Annotated in this window: 20 protein-coding genes and 1 riboswitch; of the genes, 2 read left to right on the top strand and 18 right to left on the bottom strand. The window is 62.3% G+C overall.

The window, feature by feature from the left end; translation table 11 throughout:
- Window positions 1-22: 22 nt before the first annotated feature.
- The 4 genes from NKJ06_RS23015 to NKJ06_RS23000 form a co-directional block, all read right to left on the bottom strand.
- Window positions 23-1,045 carry an ABC transporter substrate-binding protein gene (locus tag NKJ06_RS23015; RefSeq protein WP_352634418.1) on the bottom strand — a complete coding sequence of 341 codons (1,023 nt, stop codon included), beginning with the start codon at window positions 1,043-1,045 and terminating at the stop codon, window positions 23-25.
- On the bottom strand, window positions 1,038-1,805 hold the full coding sequence (locus NKJ06_RS23010) for an ABC transporter ATP-binding protein (RefSeq protein ID WP_352634420.1): 768 nt from the start codon (window positions 1,803-1,805) through the stop codon (window positions 1,038-1,040). The genes NKJ06_RS23015 and NKJ06_RS23010 overlap by 8 nt, the downstream gene beginning before the upstream one ends.
- Window positions 1,802-2,554 carry an ABC transporter permease gene (locus NKJ06_RS23005; RefSeq protein WP_352634422.1) on the bottom strand — a complete coding sequence of 251 codons (753 nt, stop codon included), beginning with the start codon at window positions 2,552-2,554 and terminating at the stop codon, window positions 1,802-1,804. Before NKJ06_RS23005 ends, NKJ06_RS23010 begins: the two co-directional genes overlap by 4 nt.
- A 101-nt stretch (window positions 2,555-2,655) precedes the next feature.
- Window positions 2,656-3,264, bottom strand: coding sequence for a YkoF family thiamine/hydroxymethylpyrimidine-binding protein (locus NKJ06_RS23000; protein WP_352634424.1), 609 nt, complete (start codon window positions 3,262-3,264; stop codon window positions 2,656-2,658).
- Window positions 3,255-3,368: riboswitch (TPP riboswitch) on the bottom strand. It overlaps the preceding gene by 10 nt.
- A 217-nt stretch (window positions 3,369-3,585) precedes the next feature.
- On the opposite strand from NKJ06_RS23000, the gene NKJ06_RS22995 reads away from it, so the two are divergent.
- Complete coding sequence (locus NKJ06_RS22995) at window positions 3,586-3,912, top strand: hypothetical protein (protein ID WP_352634426.1); 327 nt, start codon at window positions 3,586-3,588, stop codon at window positions 3,910-3,912.
- A gap of 243 nt (window positions 3,913-4,155) precedes the next feature.
- On the opposite strand, the gene msrA is transcribed toward NKJ06_RS22995, so the two are convergent.
- Both msrA and NKJ06_RS22985 read right to left on the bottom strand, forming a co-directional pair.
- Complete coding sequence (msrA, locus tag NKJ06_RS22990) at window positions 4,156-4,674, bottom strand: peptide-methionine (S)-S-oxide reductase MsrA (RefSeq protein ID WP_352634428.1); 519 nt, start codon at window positions 4,672-4,674, stop codon at window positions 4,156-4,158.
- 152 nt (window positions 4,675-4,826) lie between these two features.
- Complete coding sequence (locus tag NKJ06_RS22985; RefSeq protein ID WP_352634430.1) at window positions 4,827-6,371, bottom strand: glycosyltransferase family 39 protein; 1,545 nt, start codon at window positions 6,369-6,371, stop codon at window positions 4,827-4,829.
- A gap of 194 nt (window positions 6,372-6,565) precedes the next feature.
- Between NKJ06_RS22985 and NKJ06_RS22980 the strand changes: the two genes are divergently transcribed.
- On the top strand, window positions 6,566-7,273 hold the full coding sequence (locus tag NKJ06_RS22980; protein WP_352634432.1) for a hypothetical protein: 708 nt from the start codon (window positions 6,566-6,568) through the stop codon (window positions 7,271-7,273).
- A 177-nt stretch (window positions 7,274-7,450) separates the two neighbouring features.
- On the opposite strand, the gene NKJ06_RS22975 is transcribed toward NKJ06_RS22980, so the two are convergent.
- The 12 genes from NKJ06_RS22975 to NKJ06_RS22920 all read right to left on the bottom strand — a co-directional run bounded on the left by NKJ06_RS22975 (window position 7,451) and on the right by NKJ06_RS22920 (window position 21,300).
- The gene (locus NKJ06_RS22975; RefSeq protein ID WP_352810726.1) at window positions 7,451-7,774 is read right to left on the bottom strand and encodes a hypothetical protein; all 324 of its coding nucleotides are present in this window, start codon (window positions 7,772-7,774) and stop codon (window positions 7,451-7,453) included.
- Between the two features lie 169 nt (window positions 7,775-7,943).
- Window positions 7,944-8,171 (bottom strand): hypothetical protein, encoded by a 228-nt coding sequence (locus tag NKJ06_RS22970; protein ID WP_352658954.1) that lies wholly within the window; start codon window positions 8,169-8,171, stop codon window positions 7,944-7,946.
- 1 nt (window position 8,172) lies between these two features.
- Window positions 8,173-8,391, bottom strand: coding sequence for a hypothetical protein (locus NKJ06_RS22965; protein ID WP_352810725.1), 219 nt, complete (start codon window positions 8,389-8,391; stop codon window positions 8,173-8,175).
- Window positions 8,391-9,113 (bottom strand): glycoside hydrolase family 108 protein, encoded by a 723-nt coding sequence (locus NKJ06_RS22960; RefSeq protein ID WP_352810723.1) that lies wholly within the window; start codon window positions 9,111-9,113, stop codon window positions 8,391-8,393. Before NKJ06_RS22960 ends, NKJ06_RS22965 begins: the two co-directional genes overlap by 1 nt.
- A gap of 162 nt (window positions 9,114-9,275) precedes the next feature.
- The gene (locus NKJ06_RS22955) at window positions 9,276-10,553 is read right to left on the bottom strand and encodes a hypothetical protein (protein WP_352810721.1); all 1,278 of its coding nucleotides are present in this window, start codon (window positions 10,551-10,553) and stop codon (window positions 9,276-9,278) included.
- Window positions 10,554-10,619: 66 nt separating this feature from the next.
- Window positions 10,620-13,292 carry a right-handed parallel beta-helix repeat-containing protein gene (locus NKJ06_RS22950; protein ID WP_352810719.1) on the bottom strand — a complete coding sequence of 891 codons (2,673 nt, stop codon included), beginning with the start codon at window positions 13,290-13,292 and terminating at the stop codon, window positions 10,620-10,622.
- A gap of 238 nt (window positions 13,293-13,530) precedes the next feature.
- Window positions 13,531-14,145, bottom strand: coding sequence for a T6SS immunity protein Tdi1 domain-containing protein (locus NKJ06_RS22945; protein ID WP_352810717.1), 615 nt, complete (start codon window positions 14,143-14,145; stop codon window positions 13,531-13,533).
- Window positions 14,108-16,795 carry a hypothetical protein gene (locus tag NKJ06_RS22940; protein WP_352810716.1) on the bottom strand — a complete coding sequence of 896 codons (2,688 nt, stop codon included), beginning with the start codon at window positions 16,793-16,795 and terminating at the stop codon, window positions 14,108-14,110. The genes NKJ06_RS22945 and NKJ06_RS22940 overlap by 38 nt, the downstream gene beginning before the upstream one ends.
- A complete protein-coding gene (locus NKJ06_RS22935; RefSeq protein ID WP_352810714.1) occupies window positions 16,796-17,326 on the bottom strand; it encodes a hypothetical protein in 531 nt (176 codons plus the stop codon). It lies immediately after the preceding gene.
- Between the two features lie 3 nt (window positions 17,327-17,329).
- The gene (locus NKJ06_RS22930) at window positions 17,330-18,007 is read right to left on the bottom strand and encodes a hypothetical protein (RefSeq protein ID WP_352810712.1); all 678 of its coding nucleotides are present in this window, start codon (window positions 18,005-18,007) and stop codon (window positions 17,330-17,332) included.
- A 228-nt stretch (window positions 18,008-18,235) separates the two neighbouring features.
- Entirely contained in the window at window positions 18,236-20,704 is a 2,469-nt protein-coding gene (locus NKJ06_RS22925) for a phage tail protein (RefSeq protein ID WP_352810710.1), read from the bottom strand.
- Entirely contained in the window at window positions 20,704-21,300 is a 597-nt protein-coding gene (locus NKJ06_RS22920) for a phage connector family protein (protein WP_352810709.1), read from the bottom strand. Before NKJ06_RS22920 ends, NKJ06_RS22925 begins: the two co-directional genes overlap by 1 nt.
- Window positions 21,301-21,674 lie beyond the last annotated feature (374 nt).

Genomic DNA, 21,674 nt, shown 5'->3' with positions numbered 1-21,674 from the left:
GGTCGAAGACCCGATTGGCTCCCTACCCCAGGGTTGAATTGCTGAAATACTTCGCGAAATCAGGGCGTTGTGTCAGAACTTTGCCATCGGCATCGCGCAGGATTCCGGACGCGAAGAGATAGTCGCCGATCGCTTCCATCTTGGCCGGATCCATCGTCCCGATGGCGCCGCTTTGGCTGCGCAGATAATGGCCGTCGACCAGCATCTTCAGCGAAGCCTCGATCAGTGCCGGATTGGTCAGCGTGTCCTTATTGGCGGCGACCAATAGGGCTGCCGCCTCATCGGGATGATCAACAGCGAACTGGTAGCCGCGCCGCGTTGCCTGGACGAAGGCGGCGGCAGGTTTCGGATTTGCCTGGAGATAGGCTTCGCTCGAAGAGATCAGTGTCGTGTGCTCGTCGGGCACGCCGTAATCGGCATAGACGAAACTGCGCTGTTTGACGCCCTTGAGCTCGGCTTCGACACCCTCCCAGGTCGAGACTTCGAGCGTGAAATCGACCGAACCATTGGCCAGCGCCTCATAGGCTGAGGTGCCGAGCGTCACCGTCTCGAAATTGCCCTTGCCGCCGTCGTGGCGGATGATGGTGCCGATCAGTGCGTTCTCCCAGGCGCTGCCGAAGCCGCCATAAGTCAGGCCGTCAAGGTCCCTCGGGCTTTTGATCTCGCTGCGTGCCGCATTGAAAACCACGCGGCCGGTTTCGGATTGCACCACGGCATAGACGGCTCTCAAGTCGGCCCCGGCGGTTTTCTGGGTGAACAGGCTGATCGTGCCGTTGATGCCGAAATCGGCGACGCGGTTGGCGACCAGCGTGCCAGCACCGGTATCGCTGTAAGGCAGGATCTCGACCTCGAGTCCAGCTTCGGAATAGAACCCCTTGTCGCGAGCGACGAACAGGCCGATGTGATTGGTGTTGACCGTCCAGTCGAGTGCGACGGTGACTTTTTGCGCCGCCGATTGTGCCCAGGCTCGCCCCGATCCGGCAATCAAGGGAAGGCCGGTAGCGAGGGTCAGCAGCAAAGCCTGCCGGCGCGTCAAGTCAGTCATGGTCGTGTCCTTTGGATTGGTGCGGGTTGAGGATGGTGTCGAGGATCTCGGCCTCGAGCGCGCTTGCCTTCCGCGCGGCATCGCCGCCAAGGCTGCGCGGGCGCGGCAGCGGGACCTTGATTTCACGCACGATGCGGGCCGGGCGCGCCGACAGCACGTAGATGCGGTCGGACAGGAACACGGCTTCGCGCACGTCATGGGTGATCAGCAGCGCCGTCCAGCGGTGATGACGCCACATCTGCTCGAGCCAGCGTTGCATCGCGGTGCGCGTCAGTGCGTCGAGCGCGCCGAATGGCTCGTCGAGCAAAAGCATGTCGCGCTCCTGCACAACTGTGCGCAGCAGGGCCGCGCGCTGGCGCATGCCGCCGGACAGCTGAGCGGGAAAATGCCGCTCGAAGCCAGCGAGCCCGAACTCGGCAAACAGCGGCGCAACACGTGCCCGCGCCGCCTTGCGCCTGATGCCTTGCACTTCGAGCCCGAGCGTCGTGTTGTCGAGGACGCGCCGCCACGGCATCAGCGCGTCGCGTTGCGGCATGAAGGCGAAATGCCTGCCGTGGTCATCGAGGGGCGCGCCGTCGAACAACATCTCGCCCTCGCCATGCTCGGTGCCGGTCAGAAGCTGGAACAGCGTCGACTTGCCGGCGCCCGAGGGCCCAAGGATCGAGACGAATTCACCAGTGCCGACACTCAGCGAAATATCGGCCAGCACGTCGAGCCCACCGAACGCCTTGCGAAGATGCCGCAGCTCGAGCCGGCTCATCGCCACGGCCCCTTCCCGGCGGTTTCGTTGCCGGCGTGCTCCCAAGGCATGGCAAGGCGCTGCAACAGTACAGTCAACCCGAAAAGGACAAGTGTAAGCGCTGCGCTGACGCCGACGGCGGCCAGCACCAGGTCGGGGCGGAAATTGTTCTTGGCGTTGAGCATATAGATGCCCAAGCCCTTCGCCGCACCCGCATATTCGGCGAAGATAGCGCCGACCACGGCATAGGTGATGGAGATCCTCAGGCCAGCAAAGAAGTAAGGCAGCGCCGAAGGCAGCCGCGCCAGCACGAAGACGCGCCAGCGCCCTGCTCCCATGGCGCGCAGCATCTGGCCGATCTCGGCCTCGGTCGACTCGTAACCTTCGACCAACGCCACCAGCATCGGAAAGAAGGTGACCAGCGACACCAGCATGATCTTGGGCGCCAGCCCGAAGCCGAACCACAGCACCACAAGCGGCGCGATCGCCACCAGCGGCAATGTCTGGCTGACGATGAAGACGGGAAACAACGCGCGGCGCAGCGGCTGGAAGAAGTCGACCAGCATCGACAGCGCGAAGGCGGCACTGAGCGAACAGGCAAAGCCAAGCAGCGTGGCGCGGATAGTCGGAACGGCGTTGTCGACCAGCGCCTCGCGATTGAGCATCGCTTGCGCGAGGACGCGCGATGGCGCCGGCAGTATCGTCGGCTTGATGCCGGAATAGGTGGCATAAAGCTCCCAGGCCAGCAGGAGCAGTCCGACCGACATCATCGCCGGTACCGCCTTGACAAGAAGGCTCGCGATCGGGCGCGAAGCGACTGATGGTGAGACCACGGCAGATGACCTTTGACGGCCGGAGAGCAGCGGCAGCTTCAGACAGCCGACGGGCTGTTGGCCGAGACCGTGACATCGAGGGTTACGTGGCCGGCACCCGGTCCGAAGCGGCAGAATGCTGCGTCAAGCGCCGAAAAGATCGCGCCCGCATCACCGCGCAATTTCGTACAGAAATGCTTGGAGAGCTCATAGACACCCGACTGCTTGAGGAAATCGATGCAGCCGTAAATCTCGTCCATATGGTCGTCGGTGCCCATCACATAGAGCGAGAACTGCGCTGCCGCCGGCTGGCCAGTCGAAGCCGCGCCGCGCACCGCCGCGATGGCCGCATCACTGCGCGGGCCGAGTGGCCCGACAGGTCCGCCAAGCGCATCGGAGCGACAGATCGGGTCATCCGGCTCGCCCGGGCAGCCGCGTGAAATGGTAGCCGACAGCACGCAATGTTTGCCGCTGCGCGCCGTCGCCACGAAGAGGTCGCGCATGGCTGGAAACAGCACCTCGGGCGGCCCGACCAGCAGGGTCGAGATGTCGTCGGTCTCGATCCGGAGCTTGTCGCGGTAGGGATCGAGCGCGCCCAGCGCGCCAAGAATGACACCGACGAAATCGTCGGCCATGGGGTATAGGGAAATCTGTGCGCCTGAAAACATGGCCCGCCTCGCTCCGCTGGTATTACCCAGATCAGCTTTTAGGGTCTGTGGGCTTGCCGCCCCCGTCTCAGCCCCGACCGTACGGAGCACCCCTGTGGATGCGCGGGTTAAAGCACCAATCAAACCGAAGTGAAAGCCATTTTTTCAGCGCGCTGCACCAAAAAGCATTGCGCCAGGCCTGGTCCTTGGTCGAAGCCGCCGATGCTGCTGGAGCAGAATTTTATCGGGAACCTTCGCTGCCGCGACCGGTTGTCCCCACAGTCGCAAATGCGATCACCTTCGTAGAAACAAGCGACGAGTTCACAGAAATGGAGACAAACCATGTTCATGAAAATCCTCGCAGCTTCGGCTCTCACGATTGGTCTGGCCACATCAGCCATGGCGCAAAGTGCCGGTAGCAATAACGCAAATGGCGATGGCGTCGGCAGCGGGAAGTCGGTGACTGTGGAGCCGAACACCCCGGCCTCGCCGAATACGGTCAGCCCCGGTACTGTCGACCTCGGCATAACCAACAGCACGACCGGCGACATGAATTCGAACGCAGATCGAAATTGCCCGGCCGGCCCGCAGGGCGCGCAGCCTGACGCCACCCACACCTCGCCGGGCACCTCTGTGCCGACGGTCAATGACAACCATTGCGGTAAGTAGGCCATTGCTGGCAACCGAGGAAGCCGCGAGCGTATGCTCTGCGGCTTCTTTTGGGCGTCAGCACAATCGGGCACTCCTCGACAACGCCAATATCATGGGCACTTTCGGACATCGGTGGAAGGCTCGACGGCTTCACCGAAGCGACCAGGCGCACTGACTGACTGAAAGGGGTTTGGGATGCGATGAAGCCGCTCGACGACCTTGTCGAGCGGCAATGCATGGCAGAACCGCCTGTTGTGAAGTTTACGAAACAGCCTTTTCGCGAACCGGCAGCTTCCAGCCCGGCCTGACGAAGTGGCAGGTGTAGCCGTTGGGGTATTTCTCCAGATAGTCCTGATGCTCAGGCTCGGCTTCCCAGAAGGGACCGACGGGCGCGACTTCGGTGACGACTTTGCCCGGCCACAGACCCGAGGCCTCGACATCGGCGATGGTGTCCTCGGCGATGCGCTTTTGTTCGTCGCTGGTGTAGTAGATCGCCGAGCGATAGCTCATCCCGACATCGTTGCCCTGCCGGTCGCGGGTCGTCGGATCGTGGATCTGGAAAAAGCGCTCCAGCAGCGTGCGATAGCTTATGATGGCCGGATCGAAATTGATCTCGATGGCTTCGGCATGGCTGCCATGGTTGCGATAGGTGGCGTTGGCCACGTCGCCGCCGCTGTAGCCGACACGGGTGGAGATGACGCCGGGGTAACGCCGTATCAAATCCTGCATACCCCAGAAGCAGCCGCCGGCAAGGACTGCGCGTTCGGTCGAAGTCGCCATATCACGTCTCCTCAAAAGCAATTCCGGGAAAATGTAGGGGTTTCCCGGGAAAAGCGCATAGCGCTTTCCCTTGAGAATTGCGCAAAAGCAAGTTGGTCTCCCCATAAATGGGCATTGTCACCTTCTTCGTCCAGCGGACCAGCTGATCTGCTTCAGTTGCTCGGTCGCGCGAGGCTGTCGATCACACCCGGCAACTGCGGCGCACCGGGCGGAACGGCGGCAAAGCTGACCGCCACCGGCGGCGCCCTGAGCGACCAGTCGAAAAGAACGGTTTTGACCGGGACGTTACCCAGCCACGCCTGCAGATAGGGTGGCACGTCGCGCCCAGGCCAGACCAGCAGTATGCCGTGGTCGCGCAGCCGCTCCTTGGTGATCCAGGGGGCGTACTGCATATTCAGGTCGGTGAAGATCGACGGCTTGTCATAGGCATTGAGGCCCGCCAGCAACGCGATAAGGGTATGGCCGCCGACGGTGTCGAGCCGACCGGATGCGGCCGCGTGCCAGACGGTCTCGGCCTCGTCCGATATCTTCTGCGCCGGCCAGCAGACGGCGTCCATGCGTCCACGCAAATTGCATTTTGTCCAGCGGATCCCGGCATAAGCACCAGATATGCCGATAATGCAGACGAACGCGCAGATCGCCAGCTTTCGCATCTCGACGGTGCCGAGGCGGTGGCCCAGCAAGGCGAGCGCCACAACGCCAGCAAGATTGTACATCGGCGCGCCCCAGGCCTCGCCGGCGCCGGTGAACAGGGACGCCACCATGATGAGGAGCGCCGGGCCAAGCCCCATCCACAAGAGATAGACAAGGATGCCGCGCCCGACGGGCTCTTGCGGCGGGGGCGAGCGCCGCAGCAGCCCTGATATCGCCAGCACCAGAATAAAACCGCAGAGCCCGGCCATCTGGACGCCGATATAATAAAAGCGGGAGCGATGGGCCAGCACCCACTGATCGCGCCATGCGGCATAGGTGATCGGCAGGAAATCGACGCGATAGAGTTCGACGGCCAGTGGCGCAGCGACAGCGATGAAAACCACAAGCCCAAGCCATGGCCAGGGCGTGGCGAGCCGGCTGCGTGCCCGAGTATCCGACAACAGCCAGATCGCCCCGAACAACAACAGCAGACCGGTGGAAAACTTGGCATAGAGCCCGACGCCCGACACCAGTCCGAGCGCCAGCCACCAGCCCGGCCCACCACCACGGCTGGCACGCCACAGCAGCCAGCAGATGGCGGCCCAGAAGGGCATCTGCGCGTAGTCATGATTGAACTGCGGGGTCGGCCAGCCGAAGAAATAGAGCGACGGCATCAATAGCACGGCGGCCAGCGCGCGCCTCTGCCCTAGCAGGTCACGGGCCAGCAGATAGACCAGGACGAAAGTCGCCGAGATCGTCAGCTGGGCCACGAAATATTGCGGCCAGCGGAACGATCCGGTCAGAAGATGGCTGGTCTCGAGCAGCCAGCCGGGAAGCTGTGGGTGCTTGTAGGTCAACAGCACCCATTCGCGGCCCCACATGAAGCCTTCGACGACATCGTTGGGCGGTGCGACGTTGACAAGCGCCGGCGCCACGGTCCAGCAGAATATCTGCATCAGGCACAAAATCGCCAGAAAATGCCAGGGATGACGGATTAGGCTGGACAAAACCGATGGGGAATCGACGCCGGCGGCAGGCAATCCCGCCGGCACCCAGTTGTCCATGGATCCATCTATCCCCGCCATGCGACGCTTAAATCACATAGTCTAGTTTAACGAACAGCCCAAACGTCGAAGCTTACGAAAAAGTATAGCTATGTGCCATTGCAGCACCAAAATCGGGCAGGAGTATCGGCGCTCCTCTCGCTAGGCACGATTGCGCTGCACGTCTGACCCCTGCCTGAAAAATCCGGATCCTAATGCGCCACCACCATGCCGTCATCCACTACCGTGCGCTCGACTTCTGGATGGCGCGCGCGGCCGTTCTCGTCATCATCTGCCTGCAGCTTCTGGTCATCAACAACCTCTCATTCGGGCCGCGCTGGCTGGCCCCGGCGCTGGAGGCCGCCTTGCTGCTGCCCTTGTCGGTGGCCACCGCCTGGACACAGGCCGCCACCCGAAAGGCGGTCGAGGATCACGAGTGGCACGCGATCGGCCAGTTTCGCGTCATCATCCGCAGAACCGCCCTGACCATGACCGCCCTCATCAGCGTCATGAATTGCGGTTCGCTGGTCTTGCTGGTGCGTGCCTTGCTGGAGGGTCATGCCGGCAACAGCGGCACGACACTGCTGATCGACGCGCTCAACATCTGGGTCACCAACGTCATCGTCTTTGCTTTGTGGTTCTGGAGCACCGACCGCGGCGGCCCGCCGACCTGCGGCCTCGTTAAGCTGGCGCAGGCCGATTTCCTGTTCGCGCAGATGACGCTGAACGACCGTGAGCTTCGCGATTGGCTGCCCGGCTTCGTCGACTATTTCTTCCTCGCCTTCACCAATGCGACAGCGTTTTCACCCACCGACACCTTGCCACTCTCCCAACGCGCCAAGCTGCTAATGATGGCCGAGGCCATGATCTCGCTGCTGACCATCGCGCTGGTCGCGGCACGGGCGGTCAACATCCTGGCTTGAGGCTTGCCAGGCCGAATCTTCGCTGCATCGCCGAAACGCAAAATAGCCCGCCTCGGCGTGAGCCGAGGCGGGCAAAAAAATGAGGACTATGCCGCGTCCGGCGGCTTTTCAGCGCGATTTTATGTGTCTCGAATTCTGTTGCAGTCGCCAACAGACAATACCAGCCGGAGCCAGCCACTACTCCTCTGGCGCCTGCCTGAATCTCCGCACCACAAACTCGAACAGGACGTCCGAGATCCACATGGCACAGACGCCGATCAGGAAGGCCGCCGCCAGCGTGGTGGTGTCGTCGGCGGGATCGGGCATCGGCAGGCCGGTGATCCTGGCATAGGACACCGCCGGCAGCGTCAGATAAGCTGCGGCAAGCGCACCGCAGATCGGCGAGGCCACCATTTCGCGTAGCTTGTAGCGGTGCCGCGACAGCGCACGCAGAACGCCACCGGCAAGACCGGCGGCGACAACCGGTCCCTTGACGCCGAGCAGGTCGAAAAGATCGTGCATCACGGCCTCCACCCACAAAGCGTCTGGCCCTTTTCGTTGTGAGCCAGGATCGCCGCCACCGACGCATCGGAAAGGGTCGCCACCTCTGCCTTTGCAGGCCGGATGGGATGCCCGGCCGCGCAGAACGATCCACCTGATGTGGTGCAGCCGGCCAACAGGAGTGAGAGCGCTACGATTTTGACCATCTGCCGAGCCTCCCCCGATTGTCGTCCGGCGTCCGCCCGGCGACGGCGTCGTCGATCTTCTGGGCTTCGGTGCGCGCCGCTGCGTCGGCGGCATCCTGCCTGGCCTTCTGACTTGCCTTGCCCCTGGCGTAGGCCGTCCAGAGACCGGCGAGTGCGGCACCCGTTGCAAGGAGATACGGCCAGACCTGGCCAAGCAGTACTAGCGTTCCCATTTCATGTCTCCTTGGCTGGCGGCGCGACCATGCCGCGCGGTCCGTCACGCACCGCGTTGATGATGATCTTCGCAAGGGCAAGTATGCCGCTGATCTGAAGCGCGGTGCGATCGGTGACGCCGAACATCGTCCAGTCGAAACCGGCGAGCGCGCCGCCGCAGATGATGGCGATCAGCGTGTTGAGAAGATTGTGCAGCGTGTTGGTGTTGAACCATGTCATCAAAAGAGGCTCCCGAAAAAACCGGTGACGTGATGCCAGAAGGCTGCGAGCGCTCCGGCAAAGAGGACGAGGATGCCGGCCGCTGCAGCCGTCTTGCCGCCGGATGGCGGCGCTGGCGGCACGGTCTGGACCGTCGGCGCCTCACTAGCGGACGTTTCGACCTTGGACGGCTGTGGGACAGACGGCAGGGCCACCGGTGCCGCCGGTCGTTGCGCCGACATCAGCAAGGCCTGAACCCGTACCGACCTGACGCGATCGGACCAGCCGCGCCCGAATGTCGCCCACGTCGGCAGCCGTTTGAGAAACGCCAGCCGCGCATCGCAAAGCGCATCGATGACGACGCCGGCCGGCCTTGCCTTGACTGCTGCAAGGGTAGCCGGCCCGATCCGGCCATCTTGGACAACGCCCACGGCCGCCTGCAAATATTTCGCCGCTCGGCCAGGCCCGCTGTTCACCGCGAAATCGAACACGGCATGGTCGACACCATCGGGCAGTTCGGCGCCGAGCACGGTGTCCCAATAGAACCGACGAAGGACCGTCGCCACCTGATCATCGCTGATCCTGCGCAAATCCGCCTTTGTCGCATCGGCCTTCACGTAGCGGCGGAAATTGGCAAGTGTCACACCCTTCATGGTGGCGCCGCCCGGATCAGCCGGATTGTCCGACCAGAGCCCTTCAGATTTCAAAACGAGCGCAAGCGCCCGCGCGAAGTTGCGGTCCATGAGGTTCCCTTTCCGCCCTTCCGGGCAGTTGTTCACTTTCGGGTTGTGGTTGGCCGGACTGGTTTGCCTCGCCGCGGGTGGCATCAGACACAAGGGCCTATGCGCGGGGCATGAAACACCGATGAGCCACGCCGCGCCTCGGTCTTTGCATCAATTGCGTGGTCAGGCCATGGGTCGACCCCGAACGCTGCCGTGAAAGCGCCCCAAGAGCAGCAGCCAGACCGACGTTTGAATTGCCAAGAACCCGACGAAAGGCTGACGTGCCTGGGCCAGTACGTTTTCCAGACTGTTGCGGTGCGCGTAGACGCCGATCACGCTGCCAACGACGATCCAGAAGAAGAACCATGTGCCCTTGCTTTGCAGCGAGGCGCGATGCAGCGCCGCGAGCGCCAGCCCGTAGAGAAGCCCGAACACGATCACGACCGGAATGCCGCCCGTTGCCCACGCTTGCCCCCAGAAAGTACCCGCCAAGCCATAGCTGGCCTGAGAGAAAATCTGCGTCTGAAGCACAGTGTTGAACCCAGTGCTGTCGAAACCGAAAGCCGACGGCTGAACGAGCAGCTGCGCCAAGGTATCGCGAACCATATTCCACCACGGATAGGTCGTGTTTGTTCTGATCAGGCCCTCTATATTTTCGTGTGTGCCAAAAGCTTCCCAGGACGCGATCAAAGCCATCGGGTCCGATCCGCCCGTCAGCATTATTCCTATGGTTATGTCCCGCTTATAGGCCAGATAGAATGGCTTCATGAAGAAGACGATGGCGAGCGTTGCAAGCCCTATGCACCACATCCTCCAGTTGAGTGCAGCCCTCGTGATAGGCCATTCCCACATCGAAACGACAGCGAACGCCATTGCCAGAATGACAGGTACGGTTCGATCACCGGCAATGGCATTGAGCACCACCATCAGCAGGAAGATGCTTTGTGTGACCCGCGCACCTCGCCCCCAAAGCCTGTCGAAATAGATGGACGCCAGAAGGCCAATACCGCTGACCCAACGCCACACGACGGAAATCAGGCCGCCGACAACGCCGTAGATGTCCGCACGCTCCATTGCGAACCATTGCAGCCCTGCCCTGTTGGCCATCCATGCGTAACATAGCATGGAGATAATCAACGCGAACCTGATGAACCACGTGATGCGCATCGGATGCAGCTGATATCGCACGGGCTCAGCCATGCCGGACGATCTGGGCACGACCAGAAGCGACAAGCCGAACCCAAGCCATGCCGCCGCCATCACGAGGATGGCCCCCGATGATGCCGGATCGAGATACGGCTCAAGCCCTCTCGCGCTAACAGGGCGAGTGTAACCGATCAACGCAGGGACCGAATACGCAAGCAGGCCGATGTATCCGATTGCCACGACCGACACCTGGTTGTGACGCGTCAGAAGTATACCGGTGCTAGCAAGCACCATCGCCCATAGAACGAAGATCATATCTCTCGTTCAGCCACCCGGATTGAAAAAGCAATTTAGCCGATTCGGCAAACACAACGACAGGGTCTACGGCTCGAAATCGCCTGCCCAACCGATCGCCGAACTAACAACCCACAATCCCGCCGAATAGGCCTCCAAGACTACCCGCTCGCCGGGATCGAGGATGAGATATTTTCCTGCGCCGCCGCCCTTGATTGTATCCGTGCCACTGGGATCGAGATTCATGACATGGGTCGAGTGTACACCCGCGAAGCCGATCCGTAGGCCTGGCGCTGCCGGTGGCAGCGTGTGCGTCCGCGCTGCGCCTGCTCCGTTGTTGTGGCAGATGGCACGATTGTGTAACCCGGTCAGCGTAGTGTTGACCGCAAGGTTGATCGGCAAGCCCGTCGATCCTTGAAGGCCTGGGTTGTCGCCGCCGATAAAGCGCGTCACGATGCCGGCCGTGATGGAACTGCCATTGCCGTCCCCAACCCACTCCGACATGTCCAAGCCATCGACAAACATCTCGTCAATCATGCCGCCCGTCGTGACGCGGAACATGATGCCAACCGATGTGGAGTTCTTCAACGCCACATCACGTACACTTACCTTGCGCATCCGCTGGCCGACAGACAGGTTGAACCTAAGACCGTGTGATTGCGTGTTTCCTCTGATGCCCGTAAGGCTGACACTTGCCGGTGTGACCACATTGGCAACTACGATGGCATCCGTGGGGCAATTCATCAGGGTGCCAGGGCCAATGGCAAGCTGTGTCTGGTAGGGCGCAGCGATCACAGCGGTTGCCCCCGAGGTACCACCCGTGACCGTCTCGCCGGCCGTGAAGATGCCCGCGGTGTTGCGCACATAGATACGCCTCGTGACGGAGCTTGCGGTCTTTGCGGTTCCCGAAGTGCCACCCGTGACCGTCTCGGCGGACAGGAAAATGCCACTTATTGACAGGACCCGGAGCACATTGGCGAAAAAGTCAACCACCGTACCCGTCGCGCCCGAGGTGCCACCCGTGACCGTCTCGCCAAGCTCGTAGTCGAGCGTTGAGCCAGTGACAACGATTTCCACGTGCTGGAACCGAAGGGTGCCCGAAGACACGGAGGTGCCACCCGTGACCGTCTCGCCTGTGGTGAACGAGCCCACCTGTGAGCTTAGGGCAAACTGATATTCACCATTGGGCTCTAGTTGGAGGGCCGTGTTGAATCGATCAATATACCAGTTGTCTAGCCGTCCTGATTGGATTTGCACCCCGAACACGTTGCCGGCTGAACTGCCCTGGAGCCGATTGCCAATCAACTTGACGTTCGACAACACGATTTCACTGTTCGCGTCCGTGAGGGCGACCCCCTCCAGACAGTCGTTCGCGATGATATTCGTGATGATGCCACGGGGGTCTCGGGCGCCCGTCATCTCCACCCACACGCCAGCCGAAGGACTGTCAAGGTGCCCTTCGGCGAACACGCCATCAACCAGCATGTCAGTCGTATTGAGGTTGCCAGTGTAGGTCAGCACGACACCATCACGTTTACACTTAGTCGAGCGGATGTTGCGCACGATCGGCTTGCGGCACGCTGCGACGTAGACCGCATCGCCGAACTCCGTTCCGGCCGGCGCGATGATGTTGTAGCCGTCGATGTCCTCGATCGTCGGGCTGTCGACGCATAGCGCCATTACGCCGGCAAGTCCAAGATTGCGGACCTTGACGCCACGGATTGTCGGTCGCTTCCGGCGCGCACCGGTCGACAGGCCAGCGCGGATGCCAATAGAGGCTTGATAGCCGGCATGTGAACCGCCATCGATTGTTAGGTCGCCATCGATCTGCACATCGTCAGCGGCGATGTCGATCACAGGGTAATGGCCTGTTACCGTGCCACTTGGCGCGCGAAGGGTTAGGACCGAACCGCCGAGGCATTCAACGCGCTTCTTCCCGGTCGAGATCACGTGATTGCCGTCGGTTTGGTAGGAACCGTCGATCAGGACGTGCGGATAGTTGCCAGTCAGCAGCGCATCGATGGCTGCCGTCGCATTCACGCCAGCGCGCGCGCCGAGCATGGAGGCCGTCACCGGGATCGAGGCTAGACTATACCCCACTAGCGTCACCCCATTGCTCAAAGTGATCACCAGATCCCCTGCCGAGGTCCCGTTCTTGCGATACACGGCGCCACTGCCTGCCACCTGATGGCTGTCGTAGAACGCGGTGCGGATGTAGGTCGGCGCGATCGGCGGGGAAAACGCCTGGGCGGCCGCGAGCGTGGCGAATTGCGGGTCAATTACCGTGGTCATGACTTCGGCCGCGACATTGGCCGCTGCCTGGGCCTGGTCGATGATGCCCTGAGTGGCGTCCCGAATATCGCCGACGATGTCATCGGACTGATAGAAGCTGAGGACGATGCTGCTGGTTCCAACGACCGGGTTCAGCGTCTGGAAGGCAAAGACGAAATCAGATGAAACCGCCCCCTCCTGGACATGCACAGTCGTCCCCTTCTGCATGGTGCGACCCGCTCGTGCATCGGCGGCGCGGTACCAGTAGCCTTCCGAAGCCGTATAGATGCCGTTCAGCCTGGCGTCGGCCTGGTCCTTGACCAGCACCCGGTCGCCGGTCGCGGTCTGGATGCCGTCGATGACCTTGAGGCCCTGGATCCAGGCAACACCGTCGATGACGATCGTTTCCAGGTTCACGGTCGTCGCCAGGCGCACGGGTTCGCGCTCGCCGGTCAACAGGCGAACGGCGGCAGTAGCAGGACGGGCCATTGGGCTTGCTCCATGAAAAAAGCCCCGCGAAAGCGAGGCTGTGAAAAAGGGTTCGATTTTGCCGCGTGGGCGCGTCCGGAGGTTAACCCCAGTCACATGGATGTGACCGGTAAAAAGTGGACTGTCACCGTAATTGCACCGTAATTGCAAGCTCGCCAGCCGCCTCAGGACCGAGATGAAAATATCGCATCGCTCACCTATCGGGCTGAATAGATGGCCATGCACCTGCCCATCCAGCTTAAGGTGATATGCGCACTGGTGTTCCAGGTGGTAGGCCTTTTACTTTCGCAATGATTTGGCCCATGATGTGCCAATAGACATCAAGGTCCGACAACTCCAGATTCTCGATCGTCTCCTCGCCTCCAAGAAAAAGCGGTTTCTTACTGCCTATGCATTGAGCATACGCCGGCTGGGCACCGCCGGCTTCCCGCCACATTGCGTACCCATCGGACGCCAATATGGCGTCCTCGTCTTCGATAAGTTCAATATCGTGGAAGGTTCGGACATTGCACGGTATCTGCAGAGCCTCGCCCGTGTCGGGTTCAAACATCACGACACCGGGCTCGCCTTGCTCCAACCGTCCGGTATCGACAGCAAACGCCGTGCCCTGCCAATCATAGCCAAAGCAAGTGATCCGCCCAGCGAACTCGGGAAAGCCCAGGCTGACCCTCGCGTTCCAGCGCGCCACGTCCTGTGCGCGGACAATCCTATACAAGCCGTGTTTGAACGACCCGCCTCCGAAACTCGTTAGCAACTCTTTCAATCCCGGCACCTTCGTATCCAGCGAAAAGTCGCCCGCATCGGCCGGCACCCTGCTATCCACCGGGAAGTTTTGTTGGAATGTCTCGAACATCGCGATCTCCAATCGTTACCTTGTTGATTTTAGTTCCATATGGCAGAAGCTTGGTTTGCTGTCTTATCTGCGACCCAAGACTGGTGTTAACGCTGGGATCCAGTGGGCCCATGTTCTCCAGTATGTCTCCCCCTCCTAGCTGCAAATCAACTCTGTGATCAACATGGCTGCCTGCGGGCAAGTGGTTACCAGCAGCTATGAACTTTCTACGAGCTGATCTGAATAAACGCACAGCACGGCTAACCACAGTGTCGGCCTCGGTCAATATCTTAACTTTGAGGTCCGCCGCAGCGCGTTGCGCGGCGTCCCACTTAGGCATGTAGTATAGATGTAAATCGTGGCCAACGGAGGCTTCGCTGACGCCGGCACCGGGAGCCTCGCCCTCCATCGCAAGCGGGTCTGGGATTGCCTCGCTAGCCAGAGGATTCGCAGTATCCGAACTTAGCGCAGTATCTGCAGCTTCTGGAGAAGCATTCGGCTCGGCAGAAACGGAGCCTCGTCCAAACCTCTGCGCCAGCTGGCTGAAGATGGTGCTAAGGCCTTCCGCGAGAACACCGCCTCCGGCACCCCACAATGCACCGGAAGTTGCCCCATCGCCGATGGGTTGGTCGTGACCGGCGGCTTCCACCGCGCCGTAAGCGGCGCCCTCAGCACCCATCAGACCTGTGCGTGCGAGAAGACCGGACAAGCCTTCCATGGCGGCTGTGCCGAACCTGCCGGTGAGGGTGATGCCTGCGTTGCCGAGGCCGCCGCCACTCAGATACGCGCCCAGCACCTCTGCCGCTGTGCCAGCGGAGCCAGCTCGATCTCGCGCGTCTTGTGTCCCGGCACGCGCAGCCGCGAGTTCGTCCTCGTAGCTGCTTCCCGAGATCAGGGAATTCATTGTGGCGGCGAATTTGTCCGTATATCCGAATGTCGCTCCGTCCGCCATCAGACGGACGGTGTCATTGAGCGCTACAAGCGGCTTCAGAGCCGTAGGCAGAGCGTCGAAAGCCGCCAGATTTCGGCTGACACGTTCCTCAGCGGATACAGGAACTGTGTTGTTCGCAATGCTCCGCGCAATCCGAGATTGGTTCTCGTCGCTCAGTTGCAGCGCCATGGCCGCCAGAACACCCGGATCAGACGTGCCCGTGAACAGATCGCGCAGCACTGCATCCCGCTCGCGTTGCGGCACGCTCTCATCGTTCAACGTATCGACGAGTGACTTGACGACAGACGGCGGCAGCGGCTGGACTTGCTTGATTCCAAGCTGCAGTTGCACCGCGACAGAGCGGACGATTGCCTTTTGGTAGGCAGCCGGATCATAGCTGTCCTCGCTCGATACCGCGTTCCAGTACGCGTCCGCTGTCGGATCGATCTTGCGCACAAAGTCGGCGGGAGCGGCGGCACGAGCATGCAAAACCTGCTTGGCAGCGGCGGCCGTTACGTCGAACTCTGCCTGATCCTGCTCCGGACTGCCTGGCTTGGGTCTGGCCGCGAGCACTCTCGCCTCGATGGCATCTTTCGGCATCCGAACCATGTCGAATGCCTGGTGACCGACCTGGAACGTCCGTTCGAGATCCAGAGATTGTTTGTCGCCCTCCTCGACGCCATAGACCGCGGCAAGCTCTCCCTTGTCCGGTTTTTTTCCGGAGTAGTTGCCGGTGTACATGAGGGCGTCCGGTGCATTCTGGTGCGCGAGTTGGACATTGGTGCGGGCTTCAAAGAGTTGCGCCGTCATCACGACTTGGGCCTTGTGGCCAAGATCCTGAAGGTCTTCGGGAGACAGGTCGGAAATCCAAGGCCCAGCCGCCCAGGTTGCCTTGCTCTCGGGCTGTCCGAGATTCCCAGAGAGCGTCTCTGCATCGGGCGCCAGCCTGTCTATTGGGGCGCTGGAGTTCTCGAATTTTCCGGTCGCGGCAACCGAACTGCTGACGGCTTTGACCGCCGAGCTTGCCGGTGTTGCCGTTCGCCCCGCCCCCAGCATCTCCGCCGCCCGCTTCGGGTCCTGGGCGATCATCGCCTGGACCAGCGCCTTGGCCGTGTTGCCGCGCCAGGTGGCCTCGGCTGTCTGCCGAAGGATCGGGTTGCCGATCTTGGCGATCAGATCAAAGCCGCTCTGCCGAATGGCCTCGAAGTTGGCGGTGTCGTTCGGGTCGCTTTGTGCAATGGAACTGGTGGAGATGTTGTCGACCTTGGTGCACTCGGCCAGCTCATAGCCGTCGCGCCGCGTCTGTTGCCGCTGTGCCATGGGCCGCGCGCGCACAGCGCGCATCGCCTCCTTTTGCCCGGCGAAACTGGCGCGTTGGCTCTCGGGCATATCAGCCAGGGCATCGTCGAACAGCGTGTCGAAAAGGCCTGTTTGGACCACCTGGCCGGTGCGCGGATCGACCTGGCCATACATCGCATCGTGCATGCCGGCACCATCGGCCGGCGCGTTCGCCGCCACCTCGTCTTCGGCTTGAGCGATCCGGCCGTTGAACCGGCGCCGCGCAAGCTCGGCGTCGAACCCTTCCTGCTGATCTTTCATCTGCTGGTAGCGTTCGGCGACGGCTGAGAATTTGTCGCCCAGCCCTTGCATGGCGCCACCGATTGGCGAGCCCTGCGGGTATTGCACCGCGTTGCCGGTATCGAGCCGGCGCTGCGCTATCTGGAGCGGTATCGTCGCCATCTAGCTGTTCCCCGCCCACGAGGCCCTGAGGGCCGAACCGCCGAAGATCACCGACCGCTTCGGGACCTTGCCGGCAATGGCGCCCGAGACCGGCGCCTTCGTCGGGTCCTGGATTTTGGAGAGGCCGCCAACGAGTGCGTTGCCAGCGTTGAAGATCGACGCCGTCACCGCCTGCTTGCCGGAGAAGCGCGAGATAGCGGCTTGCGTATTGAGATTGTTCTGGCGCAGTTTCGACCCGTACTGGATCGCGTCGAGATCAAGCTGGCCCTGCCTGGCACTGGCGGCCAGCACCTCGGTCGGCGAGCCTGCCATGCCGACGCCGGACGCGCCGGCTTGGGCGCGCGCCTGGCCTTGCAGGAGATCCTGCTTATGGCGCTCCTGGCTCTGGTCGAAGGCGGCACTTTGCGCGTCGGCCTGCGCCTGCTGCTCATAGGCCCTGGCCTGATAGTCGGCCATCCGCTTCGACTGCTGGCCTTCGACCAGCGCACCGCCGGCAGAAAGAGCCGTGCCGATAAGGGCAAGTGTGCACATGGTTCAGCCTCGTTCGCCCAGGGGTTTGCTTGCTGTTGCGGGAATGAATTTGCTTTTGACGCTGTCGACCCGCGCGCCGAGCGGCGGGCGCGGGTCGAGCGCGCCGCCGGGGCTGAGGAACGACAGAAGCAGCCTGTCGGCCTGCAGCGCTGGCCGGCTCAGGCGGGCGGGCGGGGCTGCGCGCGGACCTGCCATGGCGGCGCGGCGGGTGGTGGTCAGGTTGACCTTGAGATCGGTTACGCCGGCGGCGTCGAACAGGCCATTGGCGGTGGCGATGGCGCGGGCGAGCGCGTCGGCCTCGAACAGTTGCTGGCGCAGCTGCTCGACCAGCCGGCGGACGTCGCGCCAGCGCTCGCCGAGCGTTGCTGCCCTGGCCTTGATCTCGTCGCCAAGGGCGGCGATGTCGGCACGGGCTTCGCTGGCGGCGGCATCGACGCGGCGCGTGCCGGCGGCGTCGATGGCCTTTTCCAGCAGCACGATTTGGTCGTTACAGTCGTCGAGGGCTGCACGCGCCGCGGCCAGATCGCCATCGCCGAAGACCGCGCGGTCTTCGGCCCCAGTCAGTTCGCGTCTGCGGGCGAGCGCGTCGTTGAGGTTGGTGTCGAGCAAGGCGATGGCGGCAGCGAATTCGGCAGCCGTCCGCGCCCTGCCGAGTTGCTCGGCATGGGGGGATGTGATCACGGATGGGGTCCTTCGTGGATGAGTGTTATGGGGAGATGGCCGGCAGGCCAGAGGGGGTCGGTTCGACCGGATGCGACCTTCTGCGGCAGATGAAGATTGGCGCTTCGCGTGAAGCGCTGGCTTTTTTCAACCTAGGAGGTCGCGTCCCGTCGTGCCGGCCCTCTCTGTCGCCTTCGGCGACATCTCCCCCTCGAGGGGGGAGATCAGCAGCTTCGTTGACAGCGCGTCCTACGGCTCGGCGTCAAACACCGGCGTAAATGCGCGGATCGTACAGGGCGTCGGATTGACGTGGCGGATCCTCACCCGGCCTTGCCCTTCCCAGCTGTCGTCGATCGGCACCTCGACATTGCCGGTGAATAGCGTTGCCCGCCCATTGGGCGCGACGATCGAGGGTATGCGCACCGGCTCCCAGCGGCCGCGCATGAAGGACTGCACCTGGAGCCCCGTGGTGTCGGTTTCCAGCAGCGAGAGGATCACCTTGGCCACCTTCTTGCGGCGGCCCATGATGGAGCCGTCGCGGCCGCCGACATCGAGTTCCAGCGTATCGGCGCCCGCGGCATAGGGCAGGCCGAGCTGCCACTTGGCCGCGGCCGAGCCATCAGGCAGCGTCACAGTGCCACCGCCGCTGACGGTCAGCCCGCGATAGACCTTGCCGTCGGCGAGCACATCGACGGACTGGCCGGCGAGATGGATGGCCCCGCCCACCGTGGTGACCGCAATGCCCGTGTAGCTCAGGCCGCAATCGACCTCGAAGGCCTCAGCAATGGCGCCATATTCGAACGGTGTCGTCTTGATCTCGATGTAGCGCCTGGTCACGCCGCCGATCGTGCGCTTGACCACCAGCCAGAGATCGTCATTGCCGTTCTGGCCGGGGGTCACCGCAGCGCTTTCGACGACCGCCCAGTTGGCCCCGCTGACGCTGCCGCCCAGGCGATGCCGGTGCATACCGCGCACGTCCTGGCTCGGCTGATGAGTGTAGCCGCCAAGCTCGCCATTCTCGAGCGGGAACCACAGCAACGGGTCGGGGTCGGTCTGGAAGGCCAGCTCTACCACGCCCTGTTTGGGAATATGCTCTGAGATCTGGCCGACATCGTCCGACGCAAACCGGCTTTGCGCCGTCTGCGTCAGCTCGGCGATCGATTTGCGCGAGCGGGTGACATAGAGGAACGACTGGCCGGCATCGACCGGGCGGATGCGGGCGCAGCCGAAGGTGCGCGAGCGCCGGTTCTTGAACGAGGACGGTGTCAGCGCCTCGTCTATGCCCGAGCCCGACAGAGCGCGGATGCCGCCGGATGTGCCGATCAAAAGCGCGCCGTCGCTGTCGGCGATCCAGACGATGTCGTTGGCCTGGCCGCCGCCGGCCTGGATGAACTCGAGCGCGTCGTCGTCCTTCTCGCCGAGAGCGAAATTGTCGAAGTCGCCGGTGGCCGAGGCATAGACGGAGAATTTCCGGCTGAAGGCCAGCCGTTCTTCGTAAAGCGAGCCGCTCTCGACATACTTTCCCGGGACAAACGTGCCGAGCCGCCAGCGCGTGATCGGGTTCGTGTTCGGCAAGGCGTGACCATACAGTCTGATCTTGACGACAGTGGTGCTCGTGCGGCTGGTGATCTTGGCCCAGCGCCAGATGCCATCGGCACCGAGAAGGCGAATGGTGCGACCAACATCCGAGGGTTGAAAGCCGTTGTCGTCGTTTATGCCGACGATTGACGAGGCGGTGAGGTCGAACGGCGTCTGATCGAAAGCGGCGATATGCATAGCCAGTTCAGCGGAGACGCTGGCGTTGGCATCGTCGCCACCGCCACCACTGAACGCCAGCTGATGGTATTCGAACGCTGATTTGTTGGTGAAATCATAGAATCGGGTTTCGCCGTTTCCCCAGCCGAGTTCCCCAGTGCGCGTGTCCAGCGTCACCCAGTTGGTACCGTCGTTTGAACCTTGCAATTCCCATGCGGTGAAGAAGTCATAATTGCCGGTCGCTGTCTTCGACGTGGTGATCCAATAAGCATCGACCACACGCCGCGCACTGTCGGCGTTGCGATATCGGATGTAGCCGTCGCCACCGGTTGCGACCTCGATATTCTGCGTCTTGTCGCAGTCGAACATCTGCCAGGCCAACGCGCTACCGCTGCCCGTGGATGCGGTGCCAAATGGAGCGGAATTGCTGGTCATCTGTGGCGTGAGATGCCCGGTATCGGATGGCGTCAGCGTCGTTGCTGTGTCATTGAGCGGATCGTAGGGACCGTCGAGAAATTCGAAATCTTCGAGCGTCCACGTGGTGTGCGCGGTTCGCGTCAACACCTTGGGCTGGTAGTTCCGATGCGTGATCCACATCTGGTCGGCAGACTGGACATAGGCCAGTTCGAACAAGTCCGCCTCGAGATAGGGCGAGGCCACCTCCACCGTGCCGACGCGCGCACCATAGGCATAGACGCGGATGTAGCGGTCGCCGAATTCGAGCGCGTAGGCCTGATCGGCCGAGAAGATGAACGGGATCAGCCGTGTCCTCTTCGCCGAGATCTTCACCTCGCCGGCAAAATAGGTTCCGCCGCGCTTGCGGATGCCGCCATGCGGCAGGGTGACGAAGTTCTCGCATTTCGACAACGCCGCCCGATAGAAGTCGAGCGACGCGCGTGCATGCAGGCGCGGACTTATTTCGCCGCGGGTGAAGACGTCCTGGACGGGATAGAGCGTTGTCATCAGCGCGCAATCCTGTTGTCGCCGCGCTGGCTGGACCACGACGCGGTGTAGAGCCGGCCGCCGCGCTGGATGGCGTTGGCGGTCAGCGCCGCCTCCAGCGCCCGGTCATAGGCCGAGCGGGCAATGTCGATCATGCCCGACTTGTGCGTCAGCGGATGCGCGACCTTGACGGCAAGTGCCGCAACCAGCACCTCGGTGAACAGCGCATCCCAGTCATTGGGGTCGGTGAGGTTGGCTATGTAGCGGATGGTCAGCGGGCCGGACTGGTCGCAGTAGATCAGGCCAGCCTCCTGCCGCCAGGAGATCGGCACGCCGTCCGGTTCGCCATTCTGCGTCGGCGGCAGCGGCCGCAGGCAGTCAGCCGGCAGTTCGTAGGCGAAGTTCAAGCCACAATCGCCGCCGGTATCCGATCCGGCGACCGTGGCGCGCAGGATCGCGAACACCCAGGCACATTTGGCCAGCTCCGCTTCCCGGGTGAGATCGAGATGCAGGTTCAAGAGCCGCGCCGCCTTGACGTCCTGGTCGAGACTGTCGATCGGGGCCTCGTCGAGCACGGCGAGCGCCATATTGGCGATATCGAGCGGGGTGATGGCCATGGGTCAGGCCTCCGTCCATGCAGGTCGGGTCATGATTTTTCTCCGGACATGAAAAAGCCGCTGCGAAGCGGCTGGGGAATTGAATGGCATTGGCGAGGGCCGCAATGACAGCCGATCTCCCCCACGAGGGCAGGGCTATCGCATATGGATTCTTGCGAAGAAGACCCCCACCCTAACCCTCCCCACAAGGGGGAGGGAACGCTGCCGCGTGCCTTTAATTCCTCTTTGGCGCCGAAAAGACAGGCGATTCGCCTAGGTCAGCGCCAACAGAAGTCTCCCTCCCCCTTGTGGGCAGGGGAATCGCATATGAGTAAGAGTAAGTCTTGCGTTGAGTGGAAAGGTTGATTCTTTAGGTGCCTTCTCTTTGAAGAGGA

Source organism: Mesorhizobium sp. M0293 (assembly GCF_040321735.1).
Classification (GTDB): domain Bacteria; phylum Pseudomonadota; class Alphaproteobacteria; order Rhizobiales; family Rhizobiaceae; genus Mesorhizobium.
The sequence above is the reverse complement of the archived record's forward strand: the minus strand, read 5'-3'. Positions and strand labels throughout refer to the sequence as shown.